A 14,932-nucleotide genomic window follows, 5' to 3' on the forward strand; every position below is an offset into this window, starting at 1 on the left:
AAAAAATAACGGAACTCGGAAGGCCCGGTCTCCGGGCGCATGTGAGGCGGTATGCATTTTGGCAAAGGTATGGAAAATTCTCATCGGTCCGGCATCATTCTTCTTGTCGGCTTTTCTTCTTTGGGGCACGTTCACGCCCGCGGCCTCGTTCGCCATCGCAACGGCCGTCTGGATGGCGCTCTGGTGGATCATCAGGCCTGTATCTATTTACGTCACAGCCTTCGTGCCGATTGTCGTCAATGCCTTCTTCAACCTGATCCCGAATTCCCACGTCATCAGCCAGTACTTTTCGGAAATCGCCGTCATGCTCTTGGGATCCGATCTCATCTGTCTGACATGGACGACGACGGGCCTCGACAAGCGCGTGTCGGTCAAAGCGCTCTGCTTCATCGGGACTTCGATGAAAAACCAGATTTTCGTCTGGTTCCTCGCATCGACCGTCCTTTCCATTTTCCTTCCAAACGTCGTCGTGGCCGCTATCTTCTGTCCGATTGCCGTCGCCATGCTGCGCTCGGTCGGCGAGGATGACGTGACGGAAAGCCGCATGGCGCTCTCGATCCTGCTTGCCATCGGCTGGGGAAGCGGTATCGGCGGTTTCGGCTCGCCGATCGGATCCTCTGCGAACCTTGTCGCCGTTTCCTACATCGAAAAGCTGACCGGCCATGAATTCATGTACTATGACTGGGTCATCCGTTTCCTTCCGCTCCTTGCGATCGTCTTCCTCCTGAACCTCATCTTCCTCTGGCTCATCCCGGCTCCGGCCAAGGACCTTCCGGGGACGCGCGCTTACTTCCGTGAAATGTACAGCAAGTTCGGCACCATGAGAAGGGGCGAGAAGATCGGCCTTTACCTCTTTATATTAGCGACCGCCCTCGCCTTCATCCGTCCGCTCTTCGCTTCATTCCTTCCTGCCATGAAGCCTGCTTACGTCTTCCTCGTCATCGGCATGCTGATGTTCTTCCTGCATGATGAAAATGGCAAGACGATGCTTGACTGGCAGTACGCAGAAAGCCACGCCATGTGGGGCATGATTTTCCTCTTCGCAAGTGGTCTTGCTTTGGGCCGTCTCGTCATTGAAACGGGCGCCATCGACCGCCTCGCTGTCATCATCGTAGGCCTCCAGCTTCCGCCAGGACTCATGACCATGGCTATTTCCTGTACCTTCGCCTGCTTCCTCTCCGAACTTTCGAGCAACACGGCCGCCGCTTCGATTTCCATCCCTGTCGTGACCGGCATCACAGGCGTCATGGGCGTCAACCCCATCCCGTATATCCTGGGGACCATCGTTGCCGCCAACTGCGCATACATTCTCCCCGTTTCCACAAGAGCGATTCCAGTCGGCTACGGTTTGAATCCATCGCTGCAGATCAAGTACGGCATCCGCCTTTCCATCCTGACCTGCGCGACGACCATCATCATCTGCACGCTCTTCATGAATTATTCGCCGCTCTTCAACGAGCTGTAAATTTGCCCTCTCAATAGAAAAAGAGGCTGTAGAAATGTGCGATCATTTCTACAGCCTCTTTTTCTATTGGAATATTCGATTGGAGGATTATCCCACCCAAGTGTTTCGGGGCTTATAGGACATTTCGTGTTGGTTTTAATGCCGATGGAACCCGTATTTATCGGGATCCATCGGCATTTTAAGATTTTCAGTGATTCTTAAAGGGTGGACAAAACGTGTTGGTAAAAAGTCTCAGACACCTTGTAAATACGGGCTAAAATGGTATTTTATCTTTCCTAGGGAATGAATTATTTTCTAGGAGGTTATTTTATGAAAGAAGTTAGATGTCGTTATTGTGGTTTTACCTGCTACAAATATGGAAAAACACGGGCAGGAACACAACGCTGGAAGTGCCGAGAATGTGGGAATGTATTTACTCTTCCTATTAATCGTGATGCGAAGGATTTCAGTATGTTTCTTGATTGGTTATTCAGCAAGGATACACAGAAGGATATGACAGGTGAAGGGCGTAATTTCCGAAGAGAAACAGCGAAATTTTGGGATATCTGGGCCATGCCGCCGAAGATTGAAGAACTGAGGGAAACTGTATATGTTGATGGCATTTATCTTGCCAGAAAAGCCTGCATTCTGATCCGTTGTGATGAGCATCATGTATTAGGATGGTATTTATGTAGATATGAACGTGCTTTTGCCTGGGAAGCCCTGATGAGTCGTATTGCTGAACCACGTATAGTCGTTTCTGACGGTGGTCCGGGTTTCCAAAAGGCATTAAAAAAAGTCTGGCCAAATGCCAGACTGCAGCGCTGCATATTTCATGTATTTTGCCAGGTACGACGTTACACAACGACTCGTCCAAAAACCCTTGCCGGTGCCCAGCTGTATATGCTTGCCAGGGATTTGTTGGAGATAAAAACTCTTAAAAAAGCAGAAAAATGGGTAAGCCGATTTGAATCTTGGACAATGAAGCATAAGGAATTTCTAAAAGAAATGACAATGGACGATAGAGGCGTAATGCGACACACCCACGAACGCCTCATAAAGGCAAAAACATCGCTCATTAGCCTGATAAAATCCGGGAATCTTTTCACCTATCTGAAAGAGGCTGATGAATTCCCAAGTCCTTATCCGGCGACAAATAATCTCATAGAGGGCGGTGTAAATGCACAGCTTCGAGCGATGCTCAGAAACCATCGTGGATTATCCGTTGAAAGACGAATAAAAGCGGTTTTCTGGTGGTGTTACATGCACTCACCGAAACCGCTTTCACTCTCAGAAATACTCAAGGTTATGCCGACCGATAAAAGCATCTCTACTATCTATAATAGCATAAGCTCACAACAAAGACTGGCAGATTCAATCCCAGCTTGGGGTGATGCCATAATGTGGGACGAATTACATAATTCTGGATTTAATCCCAGCCATGACTGGGATTAATTACCAACACGTTTTGTCCTATAATCCTATTTCGGGCTAATTGAAAACCATACAACCGGACTTCGTCCGTGGAAATCAAGGGGACGCGGACAAAAAGTTGGACCAATTGACAGAGGTGTCAGGAGGTCAATTTATGTATTCGCATGAAGAGCGCTTAAAGGCAGTCAAACTGCACGTCGATTCGGGCATGGGGCTCAAAGGCATTATGAGAACGCTCGGCTATCCTCACGACATAAAAGTGTTGCGTCAATGGTGCCGGGAATTCAAGTTCTCCAGAGAGATTCACGAAGTAGACGGATTTGATGACGGATATTCTCTCAAACAAAAAACATTAGCCGTCAAATACTTCGTAAATTGCGGCGATCTGCGGCGCACCATCAGGGAAATAGGCTATCCCAGCAGCACGCAGAGATTGAAAATATGGGTTGAGAAATACAACCTTAACGAAAACGATCATTGGCAAGCTGACCAGAACCCTGTAAAATGGGGGCAAGATCGACAGACGGGAAGCAGTCCACTGATTCAGGAGAATCCATTCGAAGAAATTGAGATAGCCTCTAACGCTATCTACAAGGACTTAGGCTTCCTCGAGGAATTGTTCCAAAGGAGGCTGGCAACAATGTCTAAAAAGGACTCGGAAGTAACGATTGAATCTTTAAAAGAAGAAATGCAAGTACTGCTTAGAAATATGGAAAACCTCCGCAAAGAGAATAAAGCATTGCTGAAAGCCAATCAGTCACTGGGAGAGAAGACGAAGTCTCTTGATGAAAAGTGCCAGACACTTGCGAAAGAGTATAAGGAGCTTGGCGAGCAGACTCTTATTAAACGGATCGAGTACGAAGCCCTCGAGATAGCTGCAGAAACAATAAAAAAAGAAGAGGGCATCAGTCTAAAAACACTGACCAATCGGGAAAAAGCCATCGTGATTGATGCCCTTCTGAGCCGCAGCAAGTATCCCCTGAAGAAACTGCTGACGGTGCTAAATATGGCTAAAGCCTCATATTTCTACCAGAAATCCGCTATGAAGGCGGGAGATAAATATGCGGAAATACGCGAAACCATCAAAGACAAATTTAAGAAGAACCGGTCGGTTTATGGTTACCGGAGAATCTGGTTAGCGCTCAGAAAAGATGGGAAAATTCTTTCTGAGAAGCTCGTCCGCCGCTTTATGAAAGAGGATCATCTGGTTCCATACCGCAAAAAAGCTAAAAAGTATAGCTCCTACAAAGGAGAAATTTCACCTGCCCCTAATCTCGTTAACAGGAATTTTCATGCCGACGAATTAGGAAAGCTGCTTCTCACAGATATTACGGAATTCCACATATCTGCAGGGAAAGTATACCTGTCAGCTATAACTGACGTCTTTGACGGCAAGATTGTCGCATGGACGATCGGCACGTCGCCGAATGCCAAACTGGTCAATACCATGCTGGTAAAAGCGAGAGAGGCCCTGGGCGATGACAAGCATCCTATCGTTCATTCAGACCGCGGTATACATTACCAATGGCCTGGATGGATCGCCTTGATGAAGAAATTCGGCTGGACAAGATCCATGTCGAAAAAAGGGTGCTCGCCGGATAATGCTGCTTGTGAAGGTGTCTTTGGAAGAGTAAAAAACGAAATGTTCTATAATAGAAGCTGGATAGGTGTATCCATTAAAGAATTCATAGCTTACCTAGACGATTATCTTCATTGGTATAATGAAGACCGAATTAAAATTACCTTGGGCGGCATGAGTCCAGTAGAATACAGAGAAAGCTTAGGGATAATGTAAGTACTACCAGAATGGTCCAAAAAAATATCCGCACCCCCCAACCCTATCCCCCGCGTTCCGCGGTCCCCCTTCCCCGTCTGGGAAGGCAAGTCCGAACTCCTACAGCCCCTTTGAAATTGGTGCTGATCAGTAAAGAATATGAGCGATGATGAAGCCGGCAACGCAGGCTGTGAACACGCCGGTGAGGCCCGGGAGCATGAAGCTGTGGTTCAGTACGAAGCGGCCGATTTTTGTGGTGCCGGAACGGTCGAAGCCGATGCAGGCAAGGTCCGACGGATAGGTCGGAAGGAAGAAGTAGCCGTAGCAAGCCGGAATGAAGGACAGGACCATGACCGGGTCCATTCCTACGTTCAAAGCGATCGGCATGACGATGGCAACGGCTGCGCCCTGGGAATTGACGAGCTTGGATGTCAGGAACAGGACGAGCGCATACGCCCATGGGTATTCGGTGACAGCAGCGCCGAGGAATGTCTTCAGGACTGCCATGTGGTTGGCAAAGTATGTATCAGCCATCCATGCAACGCCGTAAACGGATACGAGTGCGACGATGCCTGCGCGGAAGACCTGGCTGTTGCCGACTTCCTTGGCTTTGGTGTGGCAGACGAAGAGGATAATCGAAGAAACGAAGAGCATGACCATCTGGATGACGGTTGTCATGGAAATGGCTTGCATCTTGCCTTTGGCATCAGCGAAGTGCGGGAGCAGATCCGGGAAATTGCCGAGGACTGCGATGCAGAGGATGCCGACGAGGAAAATGATGGTAGCGTGGTAGTAAGAAGACGGAAGTTCCTTGCCCTGCAGGGATTCGTTTTCACCGTACACATATTTCTTCTGTTCCGGATCTTTGATCATTTCCTGGAATTCTTTGTCGTCAGCGAGGTCCTTGCCTCTTCTGTAGCTCATGAGAGCAGCTGCGATGACGCCGATCAGGGTTGCCGGAATGGATACGGCAAGAATCTGGAGCAGGGAGTAGGTATAGCCTGCAGCTGCCATGAATCCGACGATGGAAACGACAGCAACGGATACCGGGGATGCAGAGATGCCCATCTGGGATGCGATGGAAGAAACGGCCATCGGGCGTTCCGGACGAATATTTTCCTTGATGGAAATATCATAAATGATCGGGAACATGGTGTAGACGACATGGCCTGTGCCGCAGAGGACAGTCAGGAGCCATGTGGTGACCGGAGCCAGAATCGTGATATGCTTCGGGTTATTTCTGAGGAAGCGTTCCGCATACTTCAGCATGACGGTCAGACCGCCGGATGTCTGCAGGAAGCCTGCGCAGGTAACAACTGCCATGATTGTCAGCATAACGCCGATAGGCGGGCTGCCCGGCTTGTATCCGAAAAGGAATGTATAAGCCATCAGACCGATGCCGCTGATGACCGCCAATCCGATCCCGCCATGCTTGATTCCAAGGAACAGGCAGGCAAGGAGCACCATAAATCCTAAAAACATTTCCATAATTGTTTCCTCCTGAATTGAAGAATATACTTATTCCTTCGGGTGATAATGTATAGTATACCGTATGTAAAATTTTTATCAAATTCTCTTTAATCATGAATTTTATGTTATGGATGCCTTTTTATCATCCATACTTGCTCTATGCGGAACTTACCTGCACATGAAATCTCCTTTATTCTCCTTTATCCTTCCATATTCATATCCATCTCTTTGATTTTCATGGAAACAGTTTCCACTTTTCATTTTCGCTTACTTTCGATACACTAAAAATTTTGGGCAGCCAAAAAGAGCCTTATTGGAGAATAATGACTCCAATAAAGCTCTTTCTTTGTACTTTTATTTTTGATTTTTACGCTTTCAATACAGTCAGGGTATGACCATTCTTCAAAATGGTGCCGTGGTTTTCAAGCGTCGTGACAGTGCTGTCGCCGGTGAGCGCCCAGGAGGATCCTTCATCGATCTTGACATTGACAGTTCCCTTGGGATCCGTGGCTGCTGCATTCTTATCAATGGAAAGAGCACCCGTCCAGCGGGTATTCTTGAGAGTAAGATTCAGCATCGAAATATCATCGGCTATGATGTTTCCCTTAATTTTTTCATTTTCAAGGAGAACGTCCGCATTGCCGCCGTTGGCGCCTTTCTTCCCCCAGCCTCTCGATGCGCTGTTCCCGACGACGCAAAGGAGAGCGCCATCTGCATCATCGCTCGTGATTTCCGTATCCTTCAGCTTGATATTGCAGTCCGTATTCGTCACGTAGATGACGTCGCCGGCTCTCGAATGGAGTGTGCTTCCTTCCATAGAGAAATCAGAGCGGCCCTTTTCCGCATCCCCGCTCATGGACTGGTAAATCATGACAGTGTGGACATTTTCTTCGGTCATGGTGCGGTCACCCATTTTGCAGACCGCATTCATGTGGCCGTCGAGCGTGGAATCCTTGAGGGAAATGCTGTTCTTCCCTTCAATGACAGCGCCTTCGGAAGATGTGGCTAAGAGGTCTGCCCCTTCCACGCGGATATCTGCTGTCGAGTAGATGGCAGGCGAGCCGGAACCGCCCGTCTTGAACGATCCGCCCTTCACGATGACCGTGCCGCCTCCGCGGTCGCTCCGGATAGCGGCCGAAGAATTTCCTTCGGTCACGATCGTCAGATTTCTGGCTTCGGTATATCCGCCGCCCGTCGTCTGGATGCCGCCGGAATTATCCTTGTGCGTCGTGATGACGGTATCTTCGACGTAGACCTTCGTTCCCTTGCCATAGCTGAATACGCCGTTCCCGTTCTGCGCATTCGAAGTGACAAAGGAATTCTTCAGGGAAACCTTTGCACCGTCAGTGGCAAGGAGGGCCGCGTTCTGTCCGTAGAAATCGCCTGCTTCGGTATTGGACGTAGCGCCCGATATCTTTTCTGCGACGATGCGGTCAAGAGAAACGTCTGCGCCCGTAATCCGAAGCGCATTCTCATTGTCTCCCTTGGACATGTAAACAGCGCCTTTGACGGTTTCATTTTTGGAAATCGTATTGGCAGAAGTCCCCTGCGTGACTTCTCCTGGCGGATTGAAACCTCCAGGCGGCATCATCCCTTCCGGGGGCTGTCCTTCTGGCATCTGTCCCTGCTGCATCCCCTGCTCCATGGCAGGAGCTGTGGCATCGGCAGCATCTGCTGCAAAAGCAGAACTAAAAGGCAGCGAAAGCAGGGCTGCTGTCACCCATATTGCTAAATGATTCTTTTTCATATGAATTCCTTCTTTCATCCAAAGAACCTTCCCTATCCATCTATTGTAACCCGATACCGGTCATAAAAAAAGACCCGCGGTCAATTCCGCGAGGCTTTTTTGCTGAATTTAGTGTAGATAAGCATATCATACATATAAGTATTATATAATAGCATTTTTACCGGTTAACTCTATTACATGATGTTTCTGCCGCTGCGCGAGGCTCCGCGGCAGCTTCCCCTAACAAATCTCACTTTCTGTTCTTACCAGTTAACTCTATTTACTCCACCCCTTCTGCCACTACGCACAGCTACGCGGCAGCTCCCCCGTGGGGGAGCCTTTTCTAAAGGAACACCCTAGTTCCTATAAACCACCCTAGCATGACGAAGAGGAGGCCGCCGGCGAGCTGGAGGAAGAGGTAGAGGAAGCCCTGGAGGATGTCGCCTGCCTGGAGGTACTGCATGGTTTCGTTCATGAAGGAGGAAAAGGTGGTGAGGCCGCCGAGGAAGCCTGTGATGAGGAAGGCGGCAGCGGCGGGATTGGGATAGGCTTTGACAAGAAGGACTGACAAGAGTCCGATCAGGAAGGATCCTGCGCCATTGACGGCAAGTGTCCCGAAGGGAAAGTAGGTGCCTGCCATTCTTGCCATGTAAATCGTCGTGCCATAGCGGCAGAGGGAACCTAGGGCGCCTCCAAGGGCTACCCAGAGTGGGAATAAGTAGTTCTGCATGTTGTCTCCTTAAACAAAAAACTCCTGCCCCGGTTAAGGGACAGGAGTCATCAGCGCGAAGCGTTCGGCATATGCCCGGCGAACTCCATCGCCGTCTTTCTTAAGTGAGCTCATTATAGCATGCGTGGATGCTTCCTGCAACTAAAGGGAGAACTCGCCCTTCCATTCTGCGCCGGAGAGGAGGTAGCGGAGCGCTTCTTCGAGCCTTTCTCCCCGATGGACGTAGTGTCCGCCCCGGTTCATTTGGAGAATGGCTTCCTTTCCTTCCTCCCTGACGATACCAAGGACATCCTCTGTTCTTTCCAGAATCGTATTCAATGGTTTCCTTCTCGTTTTCGGTTCCTTGGCACCGAGCGACAGGTAGACGCGCCTGACCGCAGGCGACAAAGGATGGCTCCTGTAATAGTCAAGGAGTCCTGTAAACCAGAAGGAACCTGAAATGGAGGCGATGCCGGAGAATGCATCGGTATGGCAGGCCGCATAAAGCGCAAACATGCCGGATAAGGAAATACCGACGAGCTGCCTTTCGGGATTATCAAGACCCGCTCTTTTTTCAGTGTCTGGAAGAATCGTTTCAAGGAAGAATTTTTCAAAGACGTCGGCCCCTCCTCCAAAATCGCCTTCCCTTTTGAAGATGCCAGGCGCTTCCCATGGCGAAAGGTCATTGCTCCAGTCAAGGCCGTCTATGGCAGCAATGGCGATTTCAAGCCTATCCGCCAGACTTTCATTCTCCGAAGCAATATCGGCAGGCTGGATGAAGTAGCAGATCCCCTTCGTATTCACTTCGGGCGTGTAGAGCGTGACCCGGTATGGTCCTTCCTGAAACGATTCCTTCTTCATGATTTCCTTTCTATTAACGTCCTTTGAACTGCGGTTTTCTCTTTTCGAGGAATGCGGTGATGCCTTCCTTGAAGTCTTCGCTGGCAGAGCATTCGCCGACGAGGCCTGCTTCCTGCTTGGAGTAGTCTTCAAAACCCTGATAGAGGCTGATGTACATGAGCTTCTTGATATTCTGGTAAGCAAGGAGCGGTCCTTCGGTCAGTTTCTTGGCAAAGGCATGGACGGTTTCATCCAGCTTCTCCTTTGGAACGACTTCTTTGACAAGGCCGATAGCAAGAGCTTCGTCTGCCTTGACCTGACGGCCGGAAACGAAGAGGTCGAGGGCGCGGTTGGCGCCGATGATTCTCGGGAGGAGGAAGACAGCTCCCGTATCCGGGCAGAGGGCAATGCCTGCAAAGGCCTGGATGAATTTGGCATCATCAGAGCAGATGACATAGTCAGCGCCCAGTGCCAGGTTCATTCCGCCACCGGCGCATGCACCGTGGACAGCGCAGACGATGATCTTGGAAAGTTTCTTCATATGGATGATGTCTTCTGCCAGTTTCCCTGCCAGGGCTGCCATGGATTTCGTGGCAAAGTCCGGTTCCTCGCAGTGCGCTTTCATGTAGCGGATGTCGCCGCCTGCGCTGAAGGCGCGTCCTGCACCTTCCATGACAATGACCTTCACTTCTTCGTCCTTGTCAGCTTTGGTGAGCGCATCTTCGAGTTCCAGTGCCATCGTGAGATCGACTGCGTTCAGCGTCTGCTGGTAGTCGAGTGTAATCGTTTCAATGCCGTCTTCGACTTTTGTCCTGATTCTCGTATAGTCCATGGATATTTCCTCCTGTCATGGCAGATCTGCCAAAAATGATTCCCGGATCTTCCGGGTTTCTCAACTGGATTCACTGTTTTTATTATATCACGGAGGGATTCTTTCATTTCCATTTCTCTATATAAAAAGGAAGGAACTCTTGATTTACCATGGTATAATAATGAGGTATCTCTGTCTCTCTTTCCAAAGGCGCACCGCCCCGGGCGGTCTCCTCTGCGCAGCAGAAAAAATGACGGGGTCGCATCCTTCGGACTTTCACTCCGATGAGATTTCTCCGGAAATGCTTCCGGGAATGATGGTTTTCAGAAAGGATTTTATTATGGCAGAAAAGAAGAAAGTCGTCGTGGCGATGTCCGGCGGCGTGGATTCCACGCTGACCGCGCGCCTCCTGCTCGATCAGGGCTATGAGGTTTACGGCGCTACCATGTATCAGTTTGACGGGCAGGACGAGGAGATCGAAGGCGCCCGCAAGATGGCGGAATTCATCGGGATTCCGTTCAAGGTCATCGATGTGAGAGAGGCGTACCAGAAGTTCGTCCTCAATTATTTCATCGAGTCCTACGCAGCAGGGATGACGCCGAATCCCTGCATGATGTGCGATTTCAAGGTGAAGTTCGGTCTCTTCTATGATGAAGTGAGAAAGGCATTCGACGCGCCTTACTTTGCGACCGGCCACTACGCGCGCATCGTCTACAATCCGGAAACGGAATTGTTTGAGGTCAGAAAGGGTCTGGACATCGCCAAGGATCAGTCCTACATGATGTACCACCTGACCCAGGAACAGCTTTCGCATATTATTTTCCCGCTTGGCCGCACGTTCAAGAAGGATACGCGCCTTATTTCCAAGGAAAAGGGCCTTCCGACTTACAACAAGGCAGAGTCTCAGGATATCTGCTTCCTGACCAGCGAAAAATCGTACGTGGAATTCCTCGAGAACCACGCGCCGGAAGCGTTCCAGCCAGGAAATATCGTCGACAAAAAGGGCCATGTGCTCGGCCAGCACAAGGGCATCCCTTATTATACGATCGGCCAGAGAAAGGGCCTGGGCATCGCTGCCAGGACGCCGCTTTACGTCATCGAGCTGCGTCCTGACACGAGAGAAGTCGTCGTCGGATCGAATGAAGATCTCTTCCGCACGCGCCTTCTCGCCAACGAACTCCATTTCTACGACGACAAGATCCCGCAGGAAGAGTTCCGCTGCCAGGCAAAGATCCGCTATGGCGTCCGTGTCCATGACTGCTCCGTGAAGGTCGGAGACGACGGACGCGCTGTCGTCACGTTCGATGAACCGCAGCGCGCTGTCACAACCGGCCAGTCTGTCGTCTTCTATGACGGCGACCTCCTCCTGGGCGGCGGCACAATCGTCAGAGCGCTCTAAAAGTCATCCCTTGTGGATACCGGATGGAAGATGACTCTCTTTTGAGAGTCATTTTTTCATTGCCCGGACTTTTAAAGAGGATTTTCAGATTATTCTATATGGGTTTATTAGTCACTATAAATTTTTTCCATATCGAAATATATCTTGTGAAACACACGGCAGGAAGGCGTTTCCGGCGTCCTTCTTAAAGGAGCTTCGCCGAACGTTACATTAGAAATAAAAAGAAGGGCTTTTTCTCTATTCCCTTTTTCCGCCTGTTGTTGTAGAATAGATTTCGGCACAAGATATTGTGCGTCATTATGTGCGCTTATCAATATTTTGTATTTATTTTAACTAGAATGAGAAACTTATATAAATAGAGAAAACAAAAGAAAAAATGGGATTTTGAAAGCATTAGGGGTGTTATGAATGGAAGAAATGGAAATGAACGTCAAGATGAATGTCATTAAGAGAAACGGCCAGGAAGTACCTTTTGACATCACCAAGATCGTGAACGCTATCGGCAAGGCCAATAACGAAGTCGATCACGTCCACCAGATGAATGATTACCAGATCCGCGCTGTCGCAGACAACATTGCGCACAAGATCGCAGGCTACTCCCACGCAGCCAATGTCGAAGACATTCAGGATATGGTCGAAACGGGCATCATGGAAATGCGCGGCTATGAAGTAGCGCAGAAGTATGTCCGCTATCGTTACAAGAGAGAAATCTCCCGCAAGAGCAACACAACCGATGACGGCATTCTTTCCCTGATCGACCTCTCCAATGAAGAAGTCAAACAGGAAAATTCCAACAAGAACCCTGTCATCAATTCCACCCAGCGCGACTACATGGCCGGCGAAGTGTCCAAGGATCTGACAAAGCGTCTGCTCCTCCCCGAAGAAATCGTGAAGGCGCATGAAGCAGGCATCATCCATTTCCACGACGCTGACTACTATGCGCAGAGAGAACATAACTGCGACCTGATCAATCTGGAAGACATGCTGCAGAACGGCACCGTCATCAGCCAGACCATGATTGAAAAGCCGCATTCCTTCTTCACTGCCTGCAACGTAACGACACAGATCGTCGCTCAGGTAGCATCCAACCAGTACGGCGGACAGTCCTTCACACTGGCGCACCTGGCTCCATTCGTAGATATCAGCCGCCAGAAGATCAAGAAGGAAGTCATCGCTGAACGCAAGGAAACCGGTGAATCCATGGACGAATCCATCATCGAAAAGATCGTGGAGCGTCGTCTGAAGGAAGAAATCAAATCCGGCATCCAGACCATCCAGTACCAGCTGATCACCCTCATGACCTGCAACGGCCAGGCTCCATTCGTCACCATGTTCATGTACCTGGACGAAGTTCCGGACGGACGTACCCGCAAGGATCTGGCCATGATCATCGAAGAAGTCCTCCGCCAGAGAATGCAGGGCGTCAAGAATGAAAAGGGCATCTGGATCACTCCGGCATTCCCGAAACTGATCTACGTTCTCGACGAAGACAACATTCATGATGATTCCCCGTACTATTACCTGACCAGACTTGCTGCTGAATGTACAGCAAAGAGAATGGTTCCTGACTATATTTCCGCCAAGATCATGAAGAACCTGAAGCACGGCGACGTTTACCCATGCATGGGCTGCCGCTCCTTCCTCACCCCGGATACCGAGGGCCTTGGCGAAAACGGAAAGCATAAATACTACGGCCGCTTCAATCAGGGCGTCGTCACCATCAACCTCGTCGATGTGGCATGCTCCTCTGGCGGCGATATGGATAAATTCTGGGAAATCCTGGAAGACCGCCTCGAACTCTGCCACAGAGCGCTCCGCTGCCGCCATGAAAGACTGCTCGGCACCGTCTCCGACGTGGCTCCGATCCTCTGGCAGTACGGCGCTATCGCTCGTCTCAAGAAGGGCGAAACGATCGACAAGCTCCTCTTCAACAACTACAGCACCATTTCCCTCGGCTATGCAGGCCTCTATGAAATGTGCGTCCGCATGCTCGGCGTATCCCATACAACGGATGAAGGCAGAAAATTTGCCCTCGCTGTCATGCAGAAACTGAACGACAAGTGCTCCGAATGGAGAGCTGCTGAAAACATCTCCTACTCCGTATACGGCACACCGATGGAATCCACCACCTACAAGTTCGCTAAATGCCTCCAGAAACGCTTCGGCATCATCCCGGGCGTAACGGACAAGAACTACATCACCAACAGCTACCACGTCCATGTTTCTGAACACATCGACGCATTCCATAAGCTGAAATTCGAATCCGACTTCCAGAGACTCTCCCCGGGCGGCGCTATTTCCTACATCGAAGTACCGAATATGCAGACGAACATCCCGGCAGTCCTGACCGTCATGAAGTACATCTATGAAAACATCATGTACGCAGAACTGAACACGAAGAGCGACTACTGCATGGCATGCGGCTATGACGGAGAAATCCGCATCATCGAAGATGAAACCGGCAAACTCATCTGGGAATGCCCGAACTGCGGCAACCGCGACCAGCACAAGATGAGCGTCGCAAGAAGAACCTGCGGCTACATCGGCACCCAGTTCTGGAACCAGGGCCGTACACAGGAAATCAAGGACAGAGTCCTCCACCTGTAATCTGAATATCTGAAGGGCGGCGTCCGCCGCCCTTTTTCTTTCTTTCATTCCAACATTTCAAAGGAAATCAACATGAACTACGCCAATTTCAAAGAATATGATATTGCAAACGGCCCCGGCATCCGCTTCTCTCTCTTCGTTTCCGGCTGCACCCATCACTGCAAGGGATGCTTCAACCAGGAAACATGGGACTTCAACTACGGAAAGCCTTTCACCAAAGAAACTGAAGACTACATCTTGAAGGAAGTCGGACAGGAATTCTATGAAGGCCTCACCCTCCTCGGCGGCGAACCGATGGAACCGGCCAATCAGAAGGCGCTCCTCTCCCTTGTCACCCGTTTCAAGGAAATGTATCCGCAGAAGAACCTCTGGTGCTTCACCGGCTACCTCTATGACAGGGATCTCCTTGATAACTTTGCCAAGAAGATGCCTGAAACTATGGAACTTCTGAAACGCATCGACGTTCTGGTAGATGGTGAATTCGTCCTTGAAAAGAAGGATGTCACCCTCCTCTTCAAAGGCTCCTCCAACCAGAGAACCATCGACGTGCAGAAGAGCCTGGCTTCTGGCACCGTCGTCCCGTGGGATCCGAGAGACACCAGCATGTCCCCGAACTCGAAGATCTGATTTACCAACTGAAAAGGAGCTGTGGCAAAATGATTACACATTTTGCCACAGGTCCTTTTTCTATTGGAATATGCCATTAAAGAATTATCTA

The 14,932-nt window shown here is 49.9% G+C and carries 11 protein-coding genes and 1 riboswitch; of the genes, 6 read left to right on the top strand and 5 right to left on the bottom strand.

Annotated elements, in window-relative coordinates; genetic code table 11:
- The first annotated feature begins 58 nt into the window (after nt 1-58).
- From Dia5BBH33_RS08065 to Dia5BBH33_RS08075, 3 genes are all read left to right on the top strand, one after another.
- Complete coding sequence (locus Dia5BBH33_RS08065) at nt 59-1,465, top strand: SLC13 family permease (RefSeq protein WP_143332727.1); 1,407 nt, start codon at nt 59-61, stop codon at nt 1,463-1,465.
- A 309-nt stretch (nt 1,466-1,774) separates the two neighbouring features.
- Entirely contained in the window at nt 1,775-2,899 is a 1,125-nt protein-coding gene (locus Dia5BBH33_RS08070) for an IS1249 family transposase (RefSeq protein WP_143332728.1), read from the top strand.
- A gap of 133 nt (nt 2,900-3,032) precedes the next feature.
- Nucleotides 3,033-4,673, top strand: coding sequence for an IS3 family transposase (locus tag Dia5BBH33_RS08075; protein ID WP_108850122.1), 1,641 nt, complete (start codon nt 3,033-3,035; stop codon nt 4,671-4,673).
- Nucleotides 4,674-4,799: 126 nt separating this feature from the next.
- Here the strand turns inward: Dia5BBH33_RS08075 and Dia5BBH33_RS08080 are convergent, their stop codons facing one another.
- The 5 genes from Dia5BBH33_RS08080 to Dia5BBH33_RS08100 form a co-directional block, all read right to left on the bottom strand.
- A complete protein-coding gene (locus Dia5BBH33_RS08080; RefSeq protein ID WP_143332729.1) occupies nt 4,800-6,140 on the bottom strand; it encodes an anaerobic C4-dicarboxylate transporter in 1,341 nt (446 codons plus the stop codon).
- Between the two features lie 349 nt (nt 6,141-6,489).
- Nucleotides 6,490-7,869, bottom strand: coding sequence for a hypothetical protein (locus Dia5BBH33_RS08085; RefSeq protein WP_143332730.1), 1,380 nt, complete (start codon nt 7,867-7,869; stop codon nt 6,490-6,492).
- A 322-nt stretch (nt 7,870-8,191) separates the two neighbouring features.
- Nucleotides 8,192-8,578, bottom strand: coding sequence for a fluoride efflux transporter CrcB (gene crcB, locus Dia5BBH33_RS08090; protein WP_022381994.1), 387 nt, complete (start codon nt 8,576-8,578; stop codon nt 8,192-8,194).
- Nucleotides 8,579-8,612: 34 nt separating this feature from the next.
- A riboswitch (Fluoride riboswitch) is annotated at nt 8,613-8,680 on the bottom strand.
- A 39-nt stretch (nt 8,681-8,719) separates the two neighbouring features.
- Nucleotides 8,720-9,418, bottom strand: coding sequence for an alpha/beta hydrolase (locus Dia5BBH33_RS08095; protein ID WP_143332731.1), 699 nt, complete (start codon nt 9,416-9,418; stop codon nt 8,720-8,722).
- 13 nt (nt 9,419-9,431) lie between these two features.
- Nucleotides 9,432-10,229 carry an enoyl-CoA hydratase/isomerase family protein gene (locus tag Dia5BBH33_RS08100; protein WP_022381996.1) on the bottom strand — a complete coding sequence of 266 codons (798 nt, stop codon included), beginning with the start codon at nt 10,227-10,229 and terminating at the stop codon, nt 9,432-9,434.
- A 292-nt stretch (nt 10,230-10,521) separates the two neighbouring features.
- Here Dia5BBH33_RS08100 and mnmA point away from each other — a divergent pair, with 292 nt between their 5' ends.
- From mnmA to nrdG, 3 genes are all read left to right on the top strand, one after another.
- A complete protein-coding gene (mnmA, locus tag Dia5BBH33_RS08105) occupies nt 10,522-11,607 on the top strand; it encodes a tRNA 2-thiouridine(34) synthase MnmA (protein ID WP_232518033.1) in 1,086 nt (361 codons plus the stop codon).
- Between the two features lie 408 nt (nt 11,608-12,015).
- A complete protein-coding gene (gene nrdD / locus Dia5BBH33_RS08110; RefSeq protein ID WP_022381998.1) occupies nt 12,016-14,214 on the top strand; it encodes an anaerobic ribonucleoside-triphosphate reductase in 2,199 nt (732 codons plus the stop codon).
- 72 nt (nt 14,215-14,286) lie between these two features.
- Nucleotides 14,287-14,841, top strand: coding sequence for an anaerobic ribonucleoside-triphosphate reductase activating protein (gene nrdG / locus Dia5BBH33_RS08115; protein WP_022381999.1), 555 nt, complete (start codon nt 14,287-14,289; stop codon nt 14,839-14,841).
- Nucleotides 14,842-14,932: the final 91 nt, after the last annotated feature.

Origin of the sequence: Dialister hominis (assembly GCF_007164725.1) — a bacterium.
Classification (GTDB): Bacteria; Bacillota; Negativicutes; order Veillonellales; family Dialisteraceae; genus Dialister; species Dialister hominis.

Excerpts from the sequence above, each read along its gene's own strand:
- Dia5BBH33_RS08070 (WP_143332728.1), top strand. The coding sequence starts at position 1,775 with ATGAAAGAAGTTAGATGTCGTTATTGTGGTTTTACCTGCTACAAATAT.
- Dia5BBH33_RS08095 (WP_143332731.1), bottom strand. The coding sequence starts at position 9,418 with ATGAAGAAGGAATCGTTTCAGGAAGGACCATACCGGGTCACGCTCTAC.
- Dia5BBH33_RS08085 (WP_143332730.1), bottom strand. The coding sequence starts at position 7,869 with ATGAAAAAGAATCATTTAGCAATATGGGTGACAGCAGCCCTGCTTTCG.
- crcB (WP_022381994.1), bottom strand. The coding sequence starts at position 8,578 with ATGCAGAACTACTTATTCCCACTCTGGGTAGCCCTTGGAGGCGCCCTA.
- nrdD (WP_022381998.1), top strand. The coding sequence starts at position 12,016 with ATGGAAGAAATGGAAATGAACGTCAAGATGAATGTCATTAAGAGAAAC.
- Dia5BBH33_RS08080 (WP_143332729.1), bottom strand. The coding sequence starts at position 6,140 with ATGGAAATGTTTTTAGGATTTATGGTGCTCCTTGCCTGCCTGTTCCTT.
- Dia5BBH33_RS08075 (WP_108850122.1), top strand. The coding sequence starts at position 3,033 with ATGTATTCGCATGAAGAGCGCTTAAAGGCAGTCAAACTGCACGTCGAT.
- Dia5BBH33_RS08100 (WP_022381996.1), bottom strand. The coding sequence starts at position 10,229 with ATGGACTATACGAGAATCAGGACAAAAGTCGAAGACGGCATTGAAACG.
- nrdG (WP_022381999.1), top strand. The coding sequence starts at position 14,287 with ATGAACTACGCCAATTTCAAAGAATATGATATTGCAAACGGCCCCGGC.
- mnmA (WP_232518033.1), top strand. The coding sequence starts at position 10,522 with ATGATGGTTTTCAGAAAGGATTTTATTATGGCAGAAAAGAAGAAAGTC.